The following is a 22,333-nucleotide window of genomic DNA, read 5'->3' as shown; positions in this document are numbered from 1 at the left end:
CATCAGGGTTGCTCAAGCTCTGCAATACCAAACCCTCTTTTCCCAAATTCGTTTCCATTATACAACAGGTATACTTTGCCATTGCTCTGAAAAATGTGTGGATAGCACATCATTTCAGAATCCCATCCCGTAACTGATTTATGTATACCACCCAATTCATCATCTCTGATCCAGTTTATTAAATTATCTGACCATGCATAACCTAATCTGTATCCCCGATCATGATTATTTCTGAAATCAGTTGCTTGTCTGAAACAAAAAAACATGTGATAGCGATTACCGATTTTCGTAACTGTAGGTAAGGCCTGACACTCATCAACATTTAAAACATCCGCAATAATCTGTTTGCCTTCTTCTTTCTTCCAGTTTATTCCATCTGCTGAAGTAGCATGCGCAATTTTATAAACCCTGGCAGGCGGCTCGGTGTCCGTTGGTTTTAACCAGCGCTGCCCGAAAATATACCACATATGAAATGTATTATCGTACACCTGTACAAATGAATCACCAACTAAAAAAGGTTCGTTAAGTGATGAAGTCAAAACCGGGCCTGTGCCAAACTTGTCAAAGCTAAGGCCATTGTTATCGCTGAATGCTAAACCGGTTGATGTTTCTACTGAAACAGATACACGCCTGCTCCATCCACAGGTATAAGCTAATATCTTGTTATCGTGTCTTAAAATATTGATCGGGAATATTCCATGTTCATCAAAACAACCAAGCCCACCCAGTTCAATAACTGTTTCAGATGACACATTGATTACTTTTTTAAATTCTTTATCGAAATCTGCAAAAGCAATTAAGCTTAGAAACTTTCCGCTGTGTTCTTCCTTCTTTCTTGTAGAAAAATACACCCGCACAAAATCATCAAAAACCAAGGTTTGCGGAGATTGTGCAAATTCAGAACAGCCATTTGGTAATGTATAATGTGATGGATCGAATAGATGCCGGTAATTAATCCACTTCATTCTTTCAAAAAATTAGGGTTGGTAGTTTTCAAGTTTAGCAAGACCAAAGCCGTATCTGCCAACCTGGTTTCCAAGATAAAGCATGTACAAACTGTTGTCTAGTTCAAACACATGAGGATAGCTGATCATTTCATCATCCCATCCTTCGTTTGATACATGAATTCCTGCTTTTGAATCATCTCTTATCCAGTTTATTAAATCAGCAGAAAATGCATAACCGATTCTGTATCCTTTTTCTTTACTTCTATAGCCTTTACTGTACCTGTAACAAAAAAACATATGGTACATCCCATCATAAAAAAACACATCGGGACTAGCCTGCGCTTCATCTTCCTCAACTTTTGTTTCGATAATATCTTTGTTGTGTTTTTCCCACTCAATTCCATCGGTTGAGGTGGCCATTCTGATCCTGTAAACCGGTTCAGGTTTACCATTATCAAGCACCCACTTTTTCCCGGCTATATAAAACAAATACCATTTGTTGTTAAATATCCTCACTTTAGGTCCGCTCAGTATAAAAGGTTCATCAACACTATACGACAAGATCGGTCCTTGCCCCATCTTTTCAAACGTAACTCCGTTGTTATTGCTTAGCGCACAACCAATAGCAACATTAAAAGGAACAGATTCACACCTTGTCCAACCGGCATAATATGCCCTCAGTTCACTTTTATACCTGATAACAGAAACCGGGTAGGTTCCAAACTCATCAAAGGTTCCCAGATCACCCAATTTCAAAATTGGCTGATCACTCACTTTCACTATTTGCGTGAGATCATCCCGCTTGAAATCTACAAATGCAGAGTAACTAACGTATTGCCCCTTTTCATCAGCAGGTGGCCTGCATGAAAAATAAACTCGTACAAAATTTTCGTAGATCAGGGTTGAAGGTGCTTGTGCAAATTCTTTCAGCCATGCCCGTTCAGTTACCTCTACGGGATTAAAAACTCTGCCAATTTTTTTCCATTGGAACATAGTTGTCAGCCGCTTATTTGATTGTGTAAAAAGACGCAAGAAGTTTTTTTATCTCTTCCGTAGAATTGAACATCATCACATCAATGATGGACAAACTTGCAATAAATTCATTTTTGAACTGATGGTATTGGATCGGTTCTGATTGCAGAAACTCTAACTCTATATTATTTTCGTTGAAGGTTTCTTTCGAATACAGTTCAACACCTCCGGGAGGATTGATATAGGTAGTTGTGTTTAAAGCTTTGCAAATGGCAATCACTCTGTCTTGCGATTTTAATTCATGATCAACAGGCAGAGTTGATGAGATCACAAACGTGGTATTGATCTCTAAAAATCTGCATATCTCCAAAACCGACTTATAAATAAATTCAAAAAGATTGTTCTCCGGCTTCTCCAGTATGCGTTCCATCAATGCATATACTGCATCGTAGTGTGGTGCCTTACGATAAGCATAAGCCAGCTTCCTGAGAATTTTATTTTTGTCATCAACAAAACTATCTGCCAGTTTTCGCTGATCTACATGTAAGTAGTCGGAGTCTTTTCGAATTGGCAGCGTAATGTATTCATCCTTCCCGTCAACCAATATCCTGTTTCTGTTGATCCAGCCTTTTTTTGTGTATTTGATATTATCATAGATCACGAATTGATCAACTGCATTGATCAGTTGGAAATAGCCAATATAGGGCACAAAATAGGGCTGCATGATTGCAATCTTCATAGTAATAACGGTTAAACCAACTCATTAACAATTGCGCAAATCCGGCTCACATCTTCCGTGCTTAAGTCGGTAAATAAAGGCAGGGCAAGTACCCTGCAGCTGATATCTTCAGAAACCGGGCAACTCATCGTATTCTTTAAAAAAGGAAGTTGATTGAGTGATGGATAAAAATACCTTCGTGTTGAAACAGCGTTCTTCAGCAAGACTGCCCGAACCTCCAGCAATATCTTTTCTGTTTTAAATATCACCGGGTAATAGGCATAGTTATAATCGGCGTTTTTACTAAAAACCGGTTGCTTTATTTTTTCAAGATTCAAGCGGTTATTGTATTCTTCGTAAACCAGCTTTCTTGCGTTTATGATTTCGCCGATTGCAGGTAAGTTGCAAAGCCCCATGGCCGCATGCAATTCAGAATTTTTTGCATTGATGCCTATTGAATAATAATCATCCCCCAAATGACCAAAGCTTCGGTACAACAGCAATTGCTTTGCTACCTCTTCGTCTTTCGCAATAATACAACCACCCTCTCCTGTATGAAATACTTTGGTTGCATGAAAGCTGCAGGTACTGATATCGCCATAGCTTAATAATGATTTGCCGTTGTAAGTACAACCAAAAGAATGCGCAGCATCATAAATTACTTTTAATCCATGCTTTTTTGCAATGGCCTCAATTTTTTCTACATCGCAGGGAATACCATACACATGTGTGGCCATGATAGCTTCTGTATCTGCTGTAATAGCAGCTTCAATTTTATCAGCATCAATACATAAGGTATGGGGATCAATATCCACAAAAACCGGCACCGCCCCTTCCCATAAAATAGAATTGGTAGTTGCAACATAACTAAAGGGAGTGGTGATCACTTCCTTTTTAATGCCAAGCACTTTCAACGCCATTTGCAGCGGCAATGTTCCGTTACTTGTAAACAACAGGTGTTGCACACCCAAGTATTGCATCAATTTTTCTTCAAGTTCCTGCACCAACTCTCCGTTATTGGTGATCCAGCTTTTATCCCATGCACGCTTTACTATTGCAATGTATTCATCAAAAGAAGGTAAATATGTTTTGGTAACGTTAATCATTGATCAGTTTGATTTACACAAAGTTGAAATTTAATTTAGGCCGCACAATACCCAGGTGTTTACCATGCCATCCACTGGTACTGCGCTTTTCATTCACTTCAAATGAAATTACATGCTCAAAATTGTAAATGCCATAAGCTCTTTCTGCAACGATCAACATCGAGACAGAATATATCCCATCATTCAAAAGATTAGCAGGTATTTCGCAAACTCCTTTATTAATTCCCTCTGGCAGAAACTTCGCTTCGGTATATACATTAAAAACACATTCTTCCGTAGTTGTGTACAGGTGTAAACTTAAATTCAACTCTTTATCGGGTACATAATTCCAGAATTCAAATTCTATATTAACTGGAGTGTCAACCGTTATAGGGTCAAAAGGATTGTTTAGGATTGGACAAGCCTCAATCCGCTTCATTTTTACTGAATCATTTCCTGGTGCATCTTCGGGCGTTGCAAACGACTGCACCATTTCACCGTTGATCTCGCTGTGGGTTAGATAATGATTGATGACACTGTCGGTAGGTCCTATTTCAACAACCTTGCCATGCTGCATATACATGATGGAGTTACAAAGATTTTTCATAGCAGTCATATTATGACTCACAAACAACACTGTTCTTCCATCTTTATTACTTACATCTTTCATCTTCCCTAATGCCTTCTTTTGAAACTCGGCATCACCCACAGCCAGCACTTCATCTACAATTAAGATCTCCGGTTCAAGGTGTGCTGCTACGCCGAAAGCAAGACGCACATACATACCACTGCTGTAACGTTTAACAGGTGTATCAATATAACGTTCCACTCCGGCGAAATCGACAATCTCATCAAATTTGCGTTTAATCTCTTGTTTGGTCATACCAAGTATCGCACCATTTAAGAAAATGTTTTCACGACCGCTCAGTTCGGGATGAAATCCTGTGCCCACTTCAAGCAAAGACGCAACTCTCCCTTTTAGTTTTACACTTCCTGTAGTAGGTGTAGTTGTGCGACTAAGAATTTTTAAGAGTGTGCTTTTACCTGCACCGTTGCGGCCGATAATTCCCAATACCTCTCCCTGCTGCACTTCAAAGTTGATGTCCCGCAAGGCCCATACATAATCACTGTTTCCTTTCTGTGTGCGATCATTTGTATCGCCTACTTTTAAATAAGGATCTTCTTTACCCCGTACAGTATGCCACCATCGGTTAAGATCATGACTGAGCGTGCCGGTACTTACAGCTCCCAAGCGGTATTGCTTTGAAATATTTTCAACTTTTATAACTGTATTACTCATTATTTTTTCTCATTATTCATCATCAATTTCTCGCTTCTTACACTCTACTTTCCAATTATCTATACTGTATCCATAAAAGTACGTTCCACTTTACTGAAATAAACAGCTCCAATCACCAGTACAACAAACATAAAAATCACACTATACCCCAACGACATGAAGTTAAAATTACCCGTATGAAACAGCGCATAACGAAACCCTTCAACAATCGGGCTTAATGGATTCCATTCTATAATGGGTGCAAATGATTTATCTTTTAAAAACGATAAGGGATAAGCTACCGGTGTAGCATACATCAATAGTTGAACTGCAAACCCAATGAGTACTGTAAAATCACGGTACTTGGTAGTAAGGGAGGAAATAATGATGCCCAACCCAAGACCAATACCCGCCATTATGATCACTAAAACCGGGATCAGTAACCAGTTCATACCAAAATAAATAGGTATATCACGAAACAATGCAAACCAGATCATTCCCAAAAACAAGATACCAAATTGGATACCTAGCTTTATAATATTGCTCATAACAATTGACAAAGGCAATACGAGGCGGGGAAAATAGACTTTGCCGAAAATATGAGCATTGGCAACAAATGTATTTGAGGTAGCAGTTAAGCATGTCGAAAAATAATTCCAGATCGTAATGCCACTCATGTAGAACAGTATAGGCTCAATTCCGTCAGTCGGGATATTCGCAATCTTTCCGAATACCAGTAAAAACATGATGGTGGTTAACACGGGTTGAATGATATGCCAAATCGGCCCAAGAATAGTTTGTTTATACTGTGCCACAAAATCACGCCGCACAAACAACATCATAAGGTCACGATAACGCCAAACTTCTTTTAAATTAAGATCTAATAAAGAAGCTTTGGGTTTGATCTCAAGATCCCATTGTTCAGCTGTATCGTTCAAATGACTCATAGTTATTTTACTTATTTACTTATCAATTCCCTACACTTATCAACGTTTCACCTTATCAACCTCTCTTTTTCAACTACCGGCTATCCACTATCGGCAACCGGCTATCAGCTTTAAACTTTCTTCAATTTCTTCGCCGGGTTCCCTGCATACGTACCTTTTTTCGTAATATCTTTTGTTACCACTGCGCCTGCACCAATCACCACCTCGTCGCATATTGATACCGGAAGAATGGTTGCATTGCTGCCGATGCTTACATTGTTACCAATGCTTGTTTTCTTCCATTTGCTGTGATCGCCACCTGCAGGTTTTCCATAGCTGAACGTATCGTTAATAAACATCACACCATGACCAATAAAACAATCATTGCCGATGGTGACCAATTCACAAATAAAACTGTGGCTTTGTATGCGGCAGTTGTTACCGATCACTACTCCTTTTTGTATTTCAGTAAACGGACCAACAAAACAATCATCTCCCAACCTGCATTCATACAGGTTGCTTGGTTGCATGATCACAACACTCTTTCCCGTTTTTACTTTTCGGAGACTTATTTTTTTTAATTTAAACGCTGGCATTTGTTTTTCATAACAGAGTCACTGAGATTAGTGTTAGCTCGACGCCTTTCACAAATCATAAATCCTACATCAGACATTATAAATCACTTTGCTGCTTTGTAAAACTGCTCGATCATCTTCACACTATGAATCCCCTCCTCACCCGACACATACTTCTTCTGCTTCCCTGCAATCACCTGTAGAAACGCATCATACACCCTCGCATGATTATTCATCGAACCCTCGTAACCCTTGTATTGATTGGCAGCATTACCGGCAACGAGTTTGGCTGTGTCGATCAACACCGGTTCCTGGTACTCGATGGTATTTAAATAAGGTCCGCCAATTTTGATCGTTGCCTTTTCAGCAAGGATCGTAATAGAGCCTTCGTAATTTTTATTCGTAGTATTTGTACTGTAATGAAGTGTCCCCGGCACACCCCCTTGTGTAACAAATGAAAACACACCTGTATCTTCCACTTCAATCAGTTGCTGATGCGCCACATTAGCGGTAAACCCTTTTACTGTTTTCACTTCACCTAAGAACCAATAAAGCAGATCAATGAAATGACTGAACTGTGTAAACAACACACCTCCATCCAGTTCTTTTGTTCCCCGCCAGTTCGACTGCTGATAATACTTGGCTCCACGGTTCCAGAGACAATTTACCTGCACGCTATAAATTTTTCCAAGTTTTTTTTTATCGAGTAATGTTTTAACAATTGCTACTGGTGGATTTAACCGGTTCTGTTTTACAATCAGCAAATGTTTTTTGGCTTTTGTTGCTGCATTGATCATTCGCTTGCAATCAACTGATGAAATAGCCATTGGCTTTTCACACAATACATGCAGACCGGCTTTTAATCCGCTGATGCTGTGTATCGCATGTAATCCGTTGGGCGTACAAACAAGCATCGCATCCGCTTCTTCATTCCTCAGCATATCTTTTAGTGATGTGTACCCGTAACAATCATGCTTCGCTGAAAATGCCTTCGCCTTTTTTTCATCAATATCACACACAGCAACAAGCACACCCTTCTCCACTGCGAGCCTTGCATGCCGCTCACCGATTGTACCACATCCTGCTAATAAAAAACGAGTTTTCTTCATTCTGTTTTAGTTCAACCTACAGCAACAAGCCTCACAGATAAAATCAACATGACGAACATAAGATGATCGTGAAAGCACGAAAGCTATTCACCACAGTAGTACTAAGCTAAATCAGGGCTGACGCCGAAACATGGGGGTAATATGTTTCGTCTGTCTTTTGGTTACTTTTGGACAAGCAAAAGTGACAAAACAACCAGCTTGCGCAGCAAGCCTATACCCCTTCAAGAACAGTCTTCAACCTCTCCTTAAACTTCTCAAACGAAAAATACTCCAGCATCCTTTGCTGCACCTGCAAAGGTTCATGCTGCTCATGCAACACCTTCACCAATGCCTCTTTCAATTCATCTGCACTGTCAGGATCGATCAACGTTCCCAATTCTCCAAACTGCAACGCTTCTGTACTTCCATCTTTATTGCCTGCAATAACAGGCAATCCGCAAGCCATTGCCTCCGTATACACAATGCCAAACCCTTCGCCTTTGCTGGGCATCACAAACACATCGGCCAGCAAATAATGATCGGTTATTTCTTTATCGGCAATAAATCCGGGCATCATCACCTGTTGTTCAAGACCAAGTGATTTGATCAATGTATTCATCCGTTGCAGTTCTGTTGCATCGGCCTTGCCGGCAAGAATATATTTGAACGGAATATTTTGTTTCAATAACTCAGGCAAAACAGTAACCAAGGTATCATAACCTTTATATCCTTCATTGCTGTTTAATCTTGTTAGTGTGAGGATCACTTTTTCATGTGCAGCAATACCATAGCGCTGTTGCAGGTAACCTGGTTTTGCAAAGTCAACCGGAAAGTTGAAGAATGGATCGATCGTGTTAGGAAACACCATGATCTTTTCGTTGGACAATCCCTGTTTTGTAACCAGTTTGTCTTTAGTGAAACTGCTGACGGCCAGAACATGATCTGCCTGTTGCAATGCTTTTTTCTTAAACCCACTCACCGGTTCAAAAACTTCAACACCATGACAAATGATAATCAGTTTTTTTTTAGGTGCGATCATTTTCAACAACACAGCAATAGGCGCAAGGTTCAAATGCCCGAGCACTATCACATCCTGCTGCAACGATTGCTTTATTGCCCATAATACAAACTGCAGTTTCTTTCCTTTAAAGGCGTGATAGGTTTGCTGATCTACATAGTGTTTGTCAACCGAATGATCGTACATGCCACCTAATGTACTCTTCAGGTGAAGTGTTGATGAAAGATCGGCCAATCCTTTCATAAAAGCACGGTTAAACTTTTCAATACCACCCATGTGTGAGAATGCAGTCAACACAAAAAAGGAAATTTTTTTCTTTTGCATGTTAATGATCTCTCTCGAACCTGTTCATCAACAAGGCACACCAGTAACGCCCCCAGGATAATTTCTTCTGCTGAAATTTTTTATACAATTGCTCTTCGTCATTATTCGAAGGTTTGATGAATTCATTTTCTTTTAACCACCCTTCAAACGGGAACGTAAACCCTTGTTTCTTTCTCTTCCAGATGGCTTCCGGTAATTCATGTTCAAACGACTTCACCAATACATACTTGGGCGGTACGGTTTTAAACTTAATGGATGCATCAATGGCACCCGCCATCAGCATCACTTCTTTATCTAAATAAGGCACCCGTATTTCAAGCCCATGCCACATACTCATAAAATCAGAATCCTTCAGCAACTGATTCTGCATATAAAAATTTGTTTCCAGCCAGCTCACCCTGTTACCATTTGTTAAGGTACTCACAGGGTAATATTCACTAAGTGCAATAAGATCATGTTCAACTTCTTTTTCAGTTGTATCCAGTAGAGAAGCAACAGACACGGGCGTAAAAATGCCTCTGTAACTCAAATACTCTGCAGCTGTATTCTGCATCCCGGCATAGCTTAGTTTACGGATCCGGTGATCAGGAAAACGTTGCATCCCACGCAACAAAGCCGCAGGCATTCTTTGCACATACTTCATCTTTTTCTGTTGCTGAAAAGAAGGATACCCGCCAAACAATTCATCGGCACCAAGACCTGATAGTACAGCCTTTAACCCATATGCTTTCGCATACATCGAAATAAAATAAGTGTTGATACCATCAAGCGTTGGTTGATCCATGGCCAGCATGGCATCTTCCAATTGTGTATTGAAAATATCTTTCGTTACAAGAAACGATTGATGTTTTGCCCCTGTTTTATCAATAATAAGCTGCTGATATTTTTCTTCTGAGAATGCTTTCTCGTTGAACACGATCGAAAGCGTATGCAGGTTATCTTTTCGTGTATGACTCGCAATTAACGTGAGCAAACTCGAATCAATACCACCACTCAGGAATAACCCAATAGGTGCATCTGCAATCAGATGACGCTCTACAGCCTGTTCAAGTGTTTCCCTCATTAACTGTAATGCCTCATCCTCATTTTTCAGTTGACCGGTAAAACTCCATTTAAAAAAACGATGCACTTTCTTTTTTAACGATGGCAAGTCGATCACCAAGGCAGTTCCTTTTGCGAGCGGAATTACATGTTTAAGTGTAGTAATGGGTTCTGGCAAATGACCGAAGGTTAAAAAAGCCGAACGCCATTTTTCGTTTTCTTCAAATACTTTTTCTGCTTTTGCAAAGGCCCTGATCTCTGATGCGAAATAAAGACAATGCTGATCAATATAATAATAAAGTGGCTTAATTCCTGCATGATCTCTTGCCAGCACGAGCTGTTGCTTTTTTTCATCGAGCAGCGCCAGCGCAAACATGCCGTTAAAATATTCAAATGCCTCCACACCCCATTGGCGGTATGCTTTCAGAATAACCTCTGTATCGCTTTCTGTTTTAAACGTGTGGCCGTAATGCTGAAGAGTTGAACGCAGTTCCAAATAATTATAGATCTCACCATTAAAGACAATGGTCAGTTCAGCATCGATCATTGGTTGGTGACCCGCTTCACTTAAATCAATAAGTGATAATCTTCGGTGACCTAATGCCAGTGGTAACGAGGAATGTACAAACAAACCCGCATCATCAGGTCCGCCACGATGCATTGCATCACGCATAGCCACCACCTGCTCCTGCAGGTTCTTCAACGATGGATCAAAAATTCCGGCAATGCGGCACATAGAGTAAGGAAATCATTGTTTAAAACAGCTTCACGCTAATAAAGGAATATCATCTCCTCGAAAAAAGCTTTCACCCCTCCCCTTTAAGGGGGAGGCTGGGAGGGGGTTATTTAATCCCGATAAACTGCAACACCTTATTATACCACTTATTCTTCGAAGGATCATTATCATAGTATCCGTAACCATAACCATAGCCGTAGCCATAACCATAACCGTAACCGCCATAACCATAATAACTGTTATAACCTTCCACTTTAATATCATTCACCAGCATACTCACAGCAGGGAATTTCTTTTGCTGGTAGAGATCTTCCAGCATTTGCAATTGTTTTTTAAAAGTGTAGCGCTGACGAATCACAAATAAAGTACAGTCAGCAAACTGCGACAGCGTCATAGCATCGCTCACAAGACCAACAGGAGCGGTATCAATGATCACTGCATCAAAATTATCACGGCAAAATTCAAACAATTCTTTCACTTTTGGTTCCAGCAACATCTCCGATGGGTTGGGTGGCGTAGGTCCGCAGGCAATCACAAATAAATTATCGATATCCGGAACTTTAATAGGCAATTCTTCAAGACTGATCTTACCGATCACATAGTGAGTAATACCAAAAGCACGTTGTAATCCCAGTCCGCTCACAACCTTTGGTTTACGTAAATCAAATTCAAGGATCACGGTTCGTTTTCCTGTTAACGCAATAGATGCCGCAAGGTTGGTAGCTGCAAATGATTTACCCTCACCACTGAATGAAGAGGTAACTAATATCACAGGGGTTCGGTCTTTTTTCAGTATTGGCTGAAGATTAGATCGGATGATCCGGAACTGTTCAGCAAGAATGGTACGGCTGTTTTTAACCACAACCAGGGTCTGCGCTTTATCATTGTGGCCCAATTCACCGATCACAGGCATTTTGGTGTATTTCACAATATCTGCTTTAGTAGTAACCCGGTCGTTCATCAGGTCACGGATCAATACAATAATTACCGGGATCAATAATCCAAAAAACACAGCAAGCATATAAGCACTCCGCTTTTTGGGGAAGATCGGCATCCATCCGCCCTCAGCTTCAGAAAATATTTTTGAGTTTGAAACCGTTGAAGCCAGTTGAATACCAGTCTCTTCTCTTTTTTGAAGTAAAAAAGTATAGAGCTCATTCTTGATCAGCTGCTGTCGTTTAATTTCCCTGATCTGGCTCTCTTTCTCCGGTAAAGCAAACATCTCAGTACGAACGCTTCTCGTTCTTTGTTGTAATTCATTCTTCGACAAAACGTAGGATTGCCTGATATTTTTCAGGTTTTCGATCATGGAAGTTCTGGTCTTCTCAATACTTTGTTCAATTTCTTTGATTACAAGACTTCCCTCACGGCTCACCCTCAGCTCATTTTCCCGTTTAAGGATCAGCTGGTTATATTCCGATACCAATTGTGTCAAAGTAGGGTCAGCAATTCCTAATGTAGTGGGTGTAAGGTTATAAGCATTTTTTCTATCCTTGATATAATTATCAAGCAGGTCAAGCACCATGATCTGCATTTCCTGTTTCCGTAGTTCCTCCTCCGATTGATTCATATTGTTCAGGTACATCTGCGACTGATCTTCCAGGTCAAGAAACTGATTCCGCTTTTTAAAATCCTGTAGGTTGGTTTCAACAATGCCAAGATCTTTTTCCAGGTCCCCCAAACGGTCGGAGATAAAGCGTAATGAGTTTTCAGAGATCCTGCTCTTGTCTTCCACATTATAACGGCCATACTCCTCCATTACCTGGTTCAATATATCAATTCCTTTATCAACATTCTCAGTGGTAAGGCTAAGGTTCAGCACACTGGAGCTGCGGCTTTTTTGTGCAATTCCAAGCCTTCCGGCAATTCCCCCGGCAACCGATTTGGACGGGCTCCAGTAAAAAGTATACTTTCTTCCGGCGGCATCTTCAATACCCGGGTTCGGGATAACTCTGAATACGGAACCGCCAAGTTCAATATTACTGTAAAATTGGCGTGACTTGGTTTCCTTGTTCATCACAAAACTGTTGGGGCCGGCTAGTTGAATATTAAAGGAATAGCCCCGGTTACTGTCTGCAATGTTTACAGCTTCAACATAAAACGGAGTCTGCTTATATATCTCGCTGCTCCTCACTTTTCCATGTTCCACATAACTGCTGTTAAGATGCAACGAATCCACAACACGTTTCAGAAATTCCTTCGAACGCATCAGGTCGATCTCATCTTCAGTGTTGATCTTATCAGTAGGGTTGAAAATACTGCTGAACTTATCAGAGCCCTTAATATTAGTAGTGTTCTCCACCTTCACGATCATACTGCTGCTTACAGTGAACAACGGTGTCGACCAACGAAGATAAGCCCAGGCAACGATCAACGCAACACCTAGGGAAAAGAAAAACAAAGGAAGGTTCGAAATATACTTAAACAGGATCTCCTTAAAAGTCAGAAGCTTGCTGTCCGTTTCTGCCTGCGGCAGATGATCAAATTCGTTGGCCATTCAGTTATAATTAACGAAAAATAGAAGATAGTACAATAATAATGTTGACAAGACTCAACCCGAAAGATACATATTGCAAGGTTCTTTGAGTTGTTTGGTCGGTCACCTTCAATTGTCTGTCAGTTGGTTTCACATACACAATATCATTCTGCTTCAGGTAGTAATTGGGCGATTGAAAAAAATCACCCTTGGTCAGATCAACCGTTTGCATACTGCGTTTACCGTTCTGTTCACGGATAATAAGAATTGTTTTCAAATCTCCGCCGGGTGCGATACCGCCCGCCAATGCAAGGGCGTCAAGAAAGGTTAATCTTTCTGAGGTGGAAGTTACTTCTCCAGGTTTGCCAACCAATCCATGAAAGGTAACCCGGAAATTCTGGTAACGGATGTTCACAATAGGGTCTTCCTTTAAATATTCACTGGCTCGTTTAACGATTTCTCTTTCTAACTCTAATTTTGTCATGCCATCCGCATGAATAATCCCAAGTAAAGGCAATTTAATATCACCCGTAGTAATATCAACTAAATAGCCAGAAGCTCCGACTCCGCCTCCAGAACCTGAAGAGCTGCTTGCACCGGATCCGGTGGACGCCCCAGAATAGTTTTGGCTGAACAATTGATTAGCAGAAGAACTTCTCGATGCAATATTGATTTGCAACAAATCTCCTTTCTGAATAATCGGTTCCACTAACTTATATTGGTTCAGTTTGGCTGTATCAAGCCCTTCGTTAAAATAAACAACTTCCTTTCTAAGTTTTGCAGGCGACACGCAGGAAGAAAGAAACAACAAACACACGGCTGTTGAAAGTGAAAGTAAACGTATCATGTAATTTATTTGGTCAGTTAATCCGGTTGCGGCACTAACGCCGCAACAATTGATTTATTGAATGATTTATAACCCTCCCGGACTTAAAACTTAAGAACTAAGAACTTTTTACCTGATTTTTTACTGTTAACTCAAGAATGGCGACTATCGGCTACCAACTATCCACTATCGGCTATCCACTACCGGCTCTAAATTACTCTTCTCAAACTGGGCAGTTAATTCATAGCCCAAACTTTCTAAAAGTACATAAGCCCTGTTATTCAAAACTTTGATCACAATGCCTTCTGTATCCATCATCAAACCTGTTTTCACCCGCACCTTTTGGCCGCTTTCCAGTTGCACAGGTCTTGCCTGCACATCCGTATATTCATTCAGAAATTTCCGGATCACTTCGATCTCCTGTTCTTTAATGATCGCCGGTTTCCCGTTCCAGTAAAGAAAATTCACCACGCCATCAGTTAAACGCACCCTTGTTTTTTCCTCTTCACTCACACACACAAATACATACGATTTAAACAATGGCTCTTCAATTACTTTGTACCGGTCGCTCCATTTCTTGCGAACCTTGTTCATCGGACAATAATAAGCAAGCCCCTTCCGCTCCAGTTGTGCACAGATCTTCTTCTCCCACCTGGGCTTTGTATAAACAGCATACCAGTTTTTTACTTCCATCATTTATTCATTCCCACCAACCTTAAGAATAGCGTGCCAAATTTTCACCAACCTCCTTTCAAACTCCCAACTCAGAACGCCATAACTAAAAACTACCGGCTAAAGACTATCGGCTACCGGCTTAATTCCAACGGCTATCGGCTTACAACTATGAACCATGAACTATGAACCATCAACTACCAGCTTTCAGCTAATTTACTACAAAGCTTCGCCACCTCAGTCACATCGAACTAAAAAAAGACTGAGCACCAATAAATATCAAAAACGTATAACGATAAAAGGGCAAACAAGCCAAAAGGCTCATTTACCCTCCATCAATAATTTATATACACTGCTTATCAGCAGACTTTTGTTGGTTGTTAGGTTCCACAATACATTACGCTGGTGCTCCGGCACCGTTTCCATAGTTGCAAATATATGTCCTTTAGACAGTTACAGCCTCACTACCCTTTCTGATTTCTTCTGAAAATTTCCCATCTGTTGATACTGCTGCAAGTTAACGGTTGAAGCGCAATCAGGAAAAAATAATATTTTACACTTAGTGTAAAAATAAACTGATAACCAATGAAAGTGCTGAACAGGTAAATTCTCGGGAAACTCAAAGCTTTCCCGATCCGTGTAAATCCCCATGATCTGTGAGCAACCATATTTGTGAAAATTCGTGTAATTCGTGGCATCAAATAGTGCCATACTACCACTATACTCCCTGGATAAAGCGTACTTAAAGCGTATCGGACGTAAAAAGACGACATGGCCAAATGCCTCACCAGGGTGAGTCACCCGCCCTGATTTCAGGGTGGCTCACCCGCCCCTCAAAAACTTATTCGGTTTTACGCAACCATTCCTATTTTCATAGTATCAATCAAACAACTGCTTTGAACCAACGCTTCTACTCCCTCGATGTTTTCCGTGGTGCCACCGTGGCCCTCATGATCCTGGTAAACAACCCCGGTTCCTGGAGCCATATTTATGCACCGTTAAAACATGCTCCCTGGCATGGTGTTACACCCACTGATCTGGTGTTCCCGTTTTTCCTCTTTGCAGTAGGTAATGCCATGGCCTTTGTAATGCCCAAGCTGCAACAGGGAGGCGATGGCATCTTCTGGAAAAAAGTGATCAAACGAACCCTGCTCATTTTTCTGATTGGTTTGATATTGAACTGGAGTCCTTTTGTAAAATGGAATGGGGATGGGTTAGAAATAAAGTCGCTGCACAATCTCCGCATCATGGGCGTATTGCAGCGCATTGCACTCTGTTACTTTTTTGCATCAGTGATCGTTTATTATTTCAAACAACGTGGTGCCTTTGTAACAGCTGCTGTTCTATTATTGCTTTACTGGATGCTTTGTTTAGTATTGGGTACACCCGGAGATTTGTTTAGTCTCATTGGATGGTTTGGCAACAGCATTGATAAAAGTATACTGGGCGAAGCTCACTTATATACAGGCGAAGGAGTGCCCTTTGACCCCGAAGGATTGATGAGCACGTTCGCTGCCATTGTACAGGTGATCTTTGGCTACCTCGTTGGTGATTACATTCAGAAAAGGGGTAACACAAATGAAAACAATACCAATGGATCTTACCAAATGATCGCTTCGCTGTTTGTTACAGCAACCATCCTCACTGTTACCGGGCTTGCATGGGATATGGTATTCCCCATCAACAAAAAAATATGGACCAGCTCTTATACCATTTATACAACAGGACTGGCCATCTACACCATTGCTGCCATGATTTACTTTATCGAAATAAAAAAAGCAAAAGGATTTCTTCTGAAATTCTTTGATGTGTTTGGCAAAAATCCGTTGTTCATTTTTGTATTGAGTGGCTTCTTACCAAGAGCATTAGGTTTGATCCGTATTCCCAATGGTTTGAATGATGAAGGCTTACCGAAATACCTTTCTCCATTCGGATGGTTCTATGAAAACATCTGCAAACAGGTTCCCGGCATTCCCGAAAACGGCTCTCTCGTTTACGCCATCTCAATGATCATCATATACTGGGCCATTTGTTATTGGCTGGATAAGAAAAAGATTTACATCAAAGTGTGATGAAAGAAAGAAGATAATAATAAACTCATGATGTTGCACATAGGATGATCGTGGGAGCACAATAGCTCTTCACCACAGTAGTACAATTGCTTCATCAAGGCATTCGCAGGAACATGGGGGTAATATGTTCCTGCTTGACTTTTTGGTTCTTTTGTGTCAAGACAAAAGAACAAGCATTAGAATAAAAACAAAATGAGGTTACTGTCAGTTGAGATACTTACAAATACAGCTTATTGAAAATTTGCTTCCGCCACCGCCACACTCTCCGGCTTCCCCACATCAACCAACTTATCTCCACTATGATCATACCCAAGAATCGTATGATCTGCAGCAAGATCAAGATAAGGCTCAGTTAAAGAGAACTTACCTCTTTGTTTCACCAATGAAAAAAAGCGTTGTTCAAACACAACCACACAACTATAGGCCTTCTCAATAAGCTTTTGCTTTTCTTCTTCTGTATAAGAAAGCACGGGGCCTTTTTCTTCACCGGTTGTTACATTTCGCCAGCCGCACAATTTATTCGATTCATCAAACAAAAAATTACGTGCCGTCTTTCGATTGGTAACAGCAAATGAAATGAGTGGTTTGTGTTGTTGATGAAAAGCCAGCAGATCATGAAGATTCAGATCAGTAAGAATATCTACATTGATCGTAACAAATGGCTCATCACCTTTCAGTAAATGTTTTGCTTTCAGCAAACCTCCTCCTGTTTCCAATACTTCATCCCGTTCATCGCTGATGATCACATTACTTCCCCAACCCTTATTTTTTTCAACTGCTTCAATGATCTGGTCAGCGAAGTGATGCACATTCACCACCACATCGGTAATACCATATTGTTGGAGGTATTCAATATTGCGTTGCAGCAATGATTTGCCATTCACCAATGCCAATGCCTTAGGATGATGATCCGTCCATGGTTTGAAACGTGAACCTAAGCCCGCTGCAAAAATCATTGCCTTCATACTCGCTGTAATTAATCTTGTGTAACTGATAAACTCTGCATTAAACTCCTTTCCTCTCTTCTCTGCGCCGAAGTGAGCAACAACTCACAACCTGTAACTTGCAACCATTCACCACTCACCACTCACCATTCACCCCCTCACCTTTCAATACGTTTTATTAATCCAGTTCTTTGCATCCTGCACCACATGTTTCAATTCGATCTTCACCCCATACTTATTTTTTAAATGACGGGCCAGTGCATCAGCAGCATATACACTGCGGTGTTGACCACCTGTGCATCCAAAACTGATCTGCAGGTTGGCGAAGTTGCGCTGCATATAATCTTCAACAGCTATATCAATGATGTTATATACGCTGTTTAAAAACTGCGGCATCTTTGTTTGTTGTTCCAGGAAATCTTTTACTGCTTTATCTCTGCCCGTTTGTGTTTTGTATTCTTCTATTCGTCCGGGATTTAAAATACCTCTGCAATCAAACACAAAGCCGCCGCCATTATCTGTTTCATCAACAGGGATACCGGTTGATTTATACGAGAAGCTGTTGATACGCACAACCAATAGCGTTTCATCAGTTGCTTTCGGTGGTTCAAACCGGTGAATCACTTCATCCTCCACCATCAACCCTAGGATACGTTCAAATTCAGGCAGCTTGATACCAACATGCCGGTTACTCAAAAACCATTTAAGATTTCGTAATGCTAATGGGATACTTGTTAAGAAATGTGCTTTCCGTTCAAACAATCCACGGAAACCATAAGCACCAAGCACCTGCAACAAACGGATCAGCACATAACCGTTGTACTGACTTACAAACCTGGTGCGGTCAATTTCTTTCTGCAACACATTCTCCAGGCAATCCATATAATACTCCAACAGGTTGTTCTTCCATTCATCAGGCAACTCTGCTTTTGCCTGCCAAAGCAGGGAAGCCACATCATACTGCACTGCTCCTTTCATACCACCCTGGTAATCGATGAAATGCACTTTTCCTTCTTTCACCATTACGTTCCGGCTTTGAAAATCACGGAACATAAAATATTTATGATCCACACGGGTGAGATAAATACTCAGGTCTTCAAAATCTTCAATCAGCTTTTCTTTATCGTAAGGAATTTTCAACGTATCGAAAAAGTAATACCGGAAATAAAGTAAATCAGATACGATGGCCTGTCGTCCAAACTCTCTCGACGTAATGCACCAATCATAATTAAAATCTTTATGCCCTTTGATCTGCATGTGTGCCAGTTGCTGCAGACTTTGTTGAAACAACGCATACACATGATCATTATACCCATGTTGTTCGAGTTCATTCAGGAGCGATACATCGCCAAAATCTTCCTGCAGGTAGATTGTTTCTTCCTCATTTACTGCATAAATAGAAGGTACCGGGCAACCTCTCTGCTGAAAATGTTTACTGAACTGAAGAAAGGTTTGACTTTCCTTAATGTTTTTACTGGTTGTTGCAATGCACACCACAGGTCCTGTAACACGATAATAAACCCGGTCACTTCCGCTCTGCGGCACTTTGTCGATGCTTTCGGGCGAAGCCCCAAACGTTGCAGTATATAAAGCAGCAACCTGTTCCATTGTTTCTTGCATATAAATTGATTGCGGTAAAAGTAAATGAAAATGAAAAGACAGCAAACGTCTCAATTAAAATACACTTTGCTTTAATTGCTGTTTTCTACATTTCGCAGAATTAGTTTTCGACAGTGCTATATATTTTTTAATTTCAACATACACAATCAAACTAACTACCGATGATCAAGCTGAAACATTTCTTAACAGCAGCCCTCCTGTTGCTGTTCGTCCCCGTATTTGCACAAAAACAAACCGTGCGTGGTAAAGTAACCGATAAAAGCGGCAACCCGCTTGAAGATGTATCGGTACTCATCAAATCAACAAGAACGGGAACCTCTACCGATAAAGATGGCAATTTCAGTATTGAAGCAGCAGCAACCGATGTGCTGGTGTTCAGTATTGTTGGCTATAAAACAATAGAAGAAAAGGTTGGATCGAACACTACTATGAACATCAGTCTGGAAACAGGTTCAACTGATCTGGGCGAAGTGGTATTGGTCGGTACACGCCGTTTGGGAAGAGCTAAAACAGAAACACCTGTTCCGGTTGATGTGGTGAACATCGGGCAGGCTGCATTACCAACTGCAAGAATGGATGTAACATCTATCCTGAATTATGCAGCTCCTTCTTTCAACTATAATAAACAAAGTGGCAGTGATGGTGCCGATCATATTGATCTGGCAACATTGCGTGGTCTTGGTCCCGATCAAACATTGGTACTCATCAATGGCAAACGTCGTCATCAAACAGCATTTATTGCCGTGTTTGGTACAAGAGGCCGTGGTAATTCAGGAACAGATCTCAGTGCTATTCCTGTTGGCGCCATTGATCGTGTGGAAGTGTTGCGTGATGGCGCCTCTGCACAATATGGTTCTGATGCTATTGCAGGTGTCATCAATATTGTATTGAAAGAAACCGTAAATAAATTCAATGCAAATATTGGTTACAGTGGCTACTACGATAAAAAATATAATCCTCATTTTAAGAAAGAACAAAACTTATATGTACATGATGGCGCTGTGGATGGGAATGCGTTTACTGTAAATGCCAATTATGGCTTCAAAGTTGGAGAACGAGGTTTCATCAACCTTACCGGTAATTTCTTAAGCCAGGGAAAAACTTATCGTCAGGCATTGGAGACAAATGAAAACAGTCCTGATTTTATGTACACCAATATTTACCGTCGTGGACATGGTGATGGTTCGCTCACGGCAGGTGGTGCATTTCTGAATGCAGAAATTCCGATCAAAGGCAAAACAAGTTTCTATGCGTTTGGTGGATATAACGGAAAGAAATCAGATGCCTATGCATTCACCCGTAACTGGAGTGCAAGACCCGAACGTTTCCCCACTGATAATAACTGGAACCTGATCTATGTTCCATCTATCATGAAAGTAACGGCTGATGATACAACCTTCAGTCCGCACATTCAAACAAACGTAAATGACTTCTCGATGGCTGCAGGTGTTAAAGGAACTTCAACTGGTGGTTTGAATTGGGATATCAGCAATACAATCGGCCGTAACAATTTTCATTTCTATGGCGATAAAACGTTTAATGCTTCACTCGGACCAAATCAAACACATTTTGATGATGGTGGTTTTAGCTTTTTACAAAATACATTGAATGTCAATTTCAGTAAAGAGCTGAATGCAAAAACTAATCTTGCTTTTGGTGCTGAGTATCGTTATGAACGTTACAACTTATATGCCGGCGAAGAAGCATCGTACAAAAATTTCGATCCAAATAAATATGATGCAGGTTATGATGTGTATGTTGCCGGTGGAGCACAGGGTTTTCCCGGCTACCAACCCGCTGATGAAGTAACCGCCAAACGTTCTGTGCTTGGTGCTTATGGCGATATGGAGTTTGACATTACAAAGAATTTCTTAGTAACTATTGCAGCACGTTTTGAAAACTACAGCGACTTTGGTTTTACACACAATTACAAAGTAGCAACACGTTTAAAGCTGGCACCAACTTTCAACGTGCGTGGATCATTCAGTACAGGTTTCCGTGCACCATCGTTACAACAGATCAATTTCAGCTCAACATTCACAACCGTACAAGGTGGCAATATTGCTGAAGTAAAAATTGCTCCCAACTATAGTGAGTTAGCAAAACTGGCAGGCATTCCTGATCTCACACAAGAGAAGAGTACCAATGTAAGTTTAGGTTTTACCTGGAAACCCGTTAGTGATTTCAGTATTACCATTGATGGTTACTTAGTAAAAGTAAAAGACCGTGTAGTGTTAAGCGGACAGTTTGATGCCTTTGATTCAAACCTTGATCCAACATTAGCAGCACGTCTCCAGGCATTGAATGTGAGCTATGCACAGTTCTTTGCCAATGCAGTAAACACAACCAACAAAGGAATTGATGTGGTGATGGAGTATAACAAACGTTGGGGCTCACAAAACTTCCGTGCATTATTCACCGGCAATTTCCAGGAAATGACCATCGACAAAATAAATGTTCCTGCTAAACTGAGCGGCTCTGCTTTTCTACGTTCAACGTTCTTAAATGACCGTGAACGTAAGTTTATTCTTGCATCAGCGCCAAAAACAAAATTCGGGTTCAATTTTGAATATGGCTACAAGAACCTGACCGTTGGAACAAGATTAACTTACTTCGGCAAAGTTGATCTGTATGGTTATGGTGAAGATGGCTTGGGTATAAACCCGCAAGTACCAACTGATGCAGATCCAAACAAGTATGTTCCTGATCTGTATAACTACAGTGGCAAACTGGTAACAGATCTTTATCTCGGTTATAAGATCAACAGTAAGATCTCTTTGTTTGGCGGTATTGATAATTTACTCAATGTTCATCCTGATCTTGGTGTTGCACCCGGTGCAAAAGGCTGGGCATTTAATAATGAAACGGGTGGTCCTTGGGATGCTGTGCAAATGGGTGGTAACGGTATGCGTTTCTTCCTGCGCCTCGGTCTACAACTCTGATAAATTTAAATGAATACTTAAAAGCTGATGCTATAACGCATCAGCTTTTTTTATTGGTAAATATTGAATCGC

Annotated in this window: 17 protein-coding genes; 2 read left to right on the top strand and 15 right to left on the bottom strand. The window is 40.7% G+C overall.

All coding sequences use genetic code 11. From position 1 onward, the window contains the following. Positions 1-2: 2 nt before the first annotated feature. The 13 genes from H4075_RS01970 to nusG form a co-directional block, all read right to left on the bottom strand. A complete protein-coding gene (locus H4075_RS01970; protein WP_182803642.1) occupies positions 3-965 on the bottom strand; it encodes a glycoside hydrolase family protein in 963 nt (320 codons plus the stop codon). A gap of 12 nt (positions 966-977) precedes the next feature. Then, positions 978-1,940, bottom strand: coding sequence for a glycoside hydrolase family protein (locus H4075_RS01965; protein WP_182803640.1), 963 nt, complete (start codon positions 1,938-1,940; stop codon positions 978-980). Between the two features lie 13 nt (positions 1,941-1,953). Then, entirely contained in the window at positions 1,954-2,658 is a 705-nt protein-coding gene (locus tag H4075_RS01960) for a WbqC family protein (RefSeq protein ID WP_182803639.1), read from the bottom strand. An 11-nt stretch (positions 2,659-2,669) separates the two neighbouring features. Beyond that, a complete protein-coding gene (locus H4075_RS01955; protein ID WP_182803637.1) occupies positions 2,670-3,743 on the bottom strand; it encodes a DegT/DnrJ/EryC1/StrS family aminotransferase in 1,074 nt (357 codons plus the stop codon). A gap of 13 nt (positions 3,744-3,756) precedes the next feature. Next, on the bottom strand, positions 3,757-5,022 hold the full coding sequence (locus H4075_RS01950; RefSeq protein WP_182803635.1) for an ABC transporter ATP-binding protein: 1,266 nt from the start codon (positions 5,020-5,022) through the stop codon (positions 3,757-3,759). 59 nt (positions 5,023-5,081) lie between these two features. Next, a complete protein-coding gene (locus tag H4075_RS01945; RefSeq protein WP_182803633.1) occupies positions 5,082-5,948 on the bottom strand; it encodes an ABC transporter permease in 867 nt (288 codons plus the stop codon). Between the two features lie 110 nt (positions 5,949-6,058). After that, positions 6,059-6,523, bottom strand: a complete 465-nt coding sequence (locus H4075_RS21745) for an acyltransferase (protein WP_182803631.1) — start codon at positions 6,521-6,523, stop codon at positions 6,059-6,061. Positions 6,524-6,606: 83 nt separating this feature from the next. Then, complete coding sequence (locus H4075_RS01935; protein WP_182803629.1) at positions 6,607-7,611, bottom strand: Gfo/Idh/MocA family protein; 1,005 nt, start codon at positions 7,609-7,611, stop codon at positions 6,607-6,609. Between the two features lie 211 nt (positions 7,612-7,822). After that, a complete protein-coding gene (locus tag H4075_RS01930) occupies positions 7,823-8,932 on the bottom strand; it encodes a glycosyltransferase family 4 protein (RefSeq protein ID WP_182803627.1) in 1,110 nt (369 codons plus the stop codon). A gap of 1 nt (position 8,933) precedes the next feature. Next, the gene (gene asnB, locus H4075_RS01925; protein ID WP_182803625.1) at positions 8,934-10,709 is read right to left on the bottom strand and encodes an asparagine synthase (glutamine-hydrolyzing); all 1,776 of its coding nucleotides are present in this window, start codon (positions 10,707-10,709) and stop codon (positions 8,934-8,936) included. 106 nt (positions 10,710-10,815) lie between these two features. Continuing rightward, positions 10,816-13,206, bottom strand: coding sequence for a GumC family protein (locus tag H4075_RS01920; protein WP_182803623.1), 2,391 nt, complete (start codon positions 13,204-13,206; stop codon positions 10,816-10,818). A 10-nt stretch (positions 13,207-13,216) separates the two neighbouring features. After that, positions 13,217-14,032: a polysaccharide biosynthesis/export family protein gene (locus H4075_RS01915; RefSeq protein WP_182803621.1), complete on the bottom strand. Its 816-nt coding sequence runs from the start codon at positions 14,030-14,032 to the stop codon at positions 13,217-13,219. Positions 14,033-14,197: 165 nt separating this feature from the next. Continuing rightward, positions 14,198-14,707 carry a transcription termination/antitermination protein NusG gene (nusG, locus tag H4075_RS01910; RefSeq protein ID WP_182803619.1) on the bottom strand — a complete coding sequence of 170 codons (510 nt, stop codon included), beginning with the start codon at positions 14,705-14,707 and terminating at the stop codon, positions 14,198-14,200. An 872-nt stretch (positions 14,708-15,579) separates the two neighbouring features. On the opposite strand from nusG, the gene H4075_RS01905 reads away from it, so the two are divergent. Further along, on the top strand, positions 15,580-16,755 hold the full coding sequence (locus tag H4075_RS01905; protein WP_182803617.1) for an acyltransferase family protein: 1,176 nt from the start codon (positions 15,580-15,582) through the stop codon (positions 16,753-16,755). Between the two features lie 230 nt (positions 16,756-16,985). Here H4075_RS01905 and H4075_RS01900 read toward each other — a convergent pair whose 3' ends face one another. Both H4075_RS01900 and H4075_RS01895 read right to left on the bottom strand, forming a co-directional pair. Continuing rightward, positions 16,986-17,720 carry a nucleotidyltransferase family protein gene (locus tag H4075_RS01900; RefSeq protein ID WP_182803615.1) on the bottom strand — a complete coding sequence of 245 codons (735 nt, stop codon included), beginning with the start codon at positions 17,718-17,720 and terminating at the stop codon, positions 16,986-16,988. 144 nt (positions 17,721-17,864) lie between these two features. Continuing rightward, positions 17,865-19,319, bottom strand: a complete 1,455-nt coding sequence (locus H4075_RS01895) for a RapZ C-terminal domain-containing protein (RefSeq protein WP_182803613.1) — start codon at positions 19,317-19,319, stop codon at positions 17,865-17,867. 161 nt (positions 19,320-19,480) lie between these two features. Here H4075_RS01895 and H4075_RS01890 point away from each other — a divergent pair, with 161 nt between their 5' ends. Further along, positions 19,481-22,261: a TonB-dependent receptor gene (locus H4075_RS01890; RefSeq protein WP_182803611.1), complete on the top strand. Its 2,781-nt coding sequence runs from the start codon at positions 19,481-19,483 to the stop codon at positions 22,259-22,261. Positions 22,262-22,333: the final 72 nt, after the last annotated feature.

Origin of the sequence: Lacibacter sediminis (genome assembly GCF_014168535.1) — a bacterium.
GTDB classification, from domain to species: Bacteria; Bacteroidota; Bacteroidia; order Chitinophagales; family Chitinophagaceae; genus Lacibacter; species Lacibacter sediminis.
This window is presented reverse-complemented; position numbering and strand designations above follow the sequence as displayed.

Bases quoted from the DNA above. Each gene is read 5' to 3' on its own strand.
- H4075_RS01970 (WP_182803642.1), bottom strand. From the start codon at position 965: ATGAAGTGGATTAATTACCGGCATCTATTCGATCCATCACATTATACA.
- H4075_RS01965 (WP_182803640.1), bottom strand. From the start codon at position 1,940: ATGTTCCAATGGAAAAAAATTGGCAGAGTTTTTAATCCCGTAGAGGTA.
- H4075_RS01960 (WP_182803639.1), bottom strand. From the start codon at position 2,658: ATGAAGATTGCAATCATGCAGCCCTATTTTGTGCCCTATATTGGCTAT.
- H4075_RS01955 (WP_182803637.1), bottom strand. From the start codon at position 3,743: ATGATTAACGTTACCAAAACATATTTACCTTCTTTTGATGAATACATT.
- H4075_RS01950 (WP_182803635.1), bottom strand. From the start codon at position 5,022: ATGAGTAATACAGTTATAAAAGTTGAAAATATTTCAAAGCAATACCGC.
- H4075_RS01945 (WP_182803633.1), bottom strand. From the start codon at position 5,948: ATGAGTCATTTGAACGATACAGCTGAACAATGGGATCTTGAGATCAAA.
- H4075_RS21745 (WP_182803631.1), bottom strand. From the start codon at position 6,523: ATGCCAGCGTTTAAATTAAAAAAAATAAGTCTCCGAAAAGTAAAAACG.
- H4075_RS01935 (WP_182803629.1), bottom strand. From the start codon at position 7,611: ATGAAGAAAACTCGTTTTTTATTAGCAGGATGTGGTACAATCGGTGAG.
- H4075_RS01930 (WP_182803627.1), bottom strand. From the start codon at position 8,932: ATGCAAAAGAAAAAAATTTCCTTTTTTGTGTTGACTGCATTCTCACAC.
- asnB (WP_182803625.1), bottom strand. From the start codon at position 10,709: ATGTGCCGCATTGCCGGAATTTTTGATCCATCGTTGAAGAACCTGCAG.
- H4075_RS01920 (WP_182803623.1), bottom strand. From the start codon at position 13,206: ATGGCCAACGAATTTGATCATCTGCCGCAGGCAGAAACGGACAGCAAG.
- H4075_RS01915 (WP_182803621.1), bottom strand. From the start codon at position 14,032: ATGATACGTTTACTTTCACTTTCAACAGCCGTGTGTTTGTTGTTTCTT.
- nusG (WP_182803619.1), bottom strand. From the start codon at position 14,707: ATGATGGAAGTAAAAAACTGGTATGCTGTTTATACAAAGCCCAGGTGG.
- H4075_RS01900 (WP_182803615.1), bottom strand. From the start codon at position 17,720: ATGAAGGCAATGATTTTTGCAGCGGGCTTAGGTTCACGTTTCAAACCA.
- H4075_RS01895 (WP_182803613.1), bottom strand. From the start codon at position 19,319: ATGCAAGAAACAATGGAACAGGTTGCTGCTTTATATACTGCAACGTTT.
- H4075_RS01890 (WP_182803611.1), top strand. From the start codon at position 19,481: ATGATCAAGCTGAAACATTTCTTAACAGCAGCCCTCCTGTTGCTGTTC.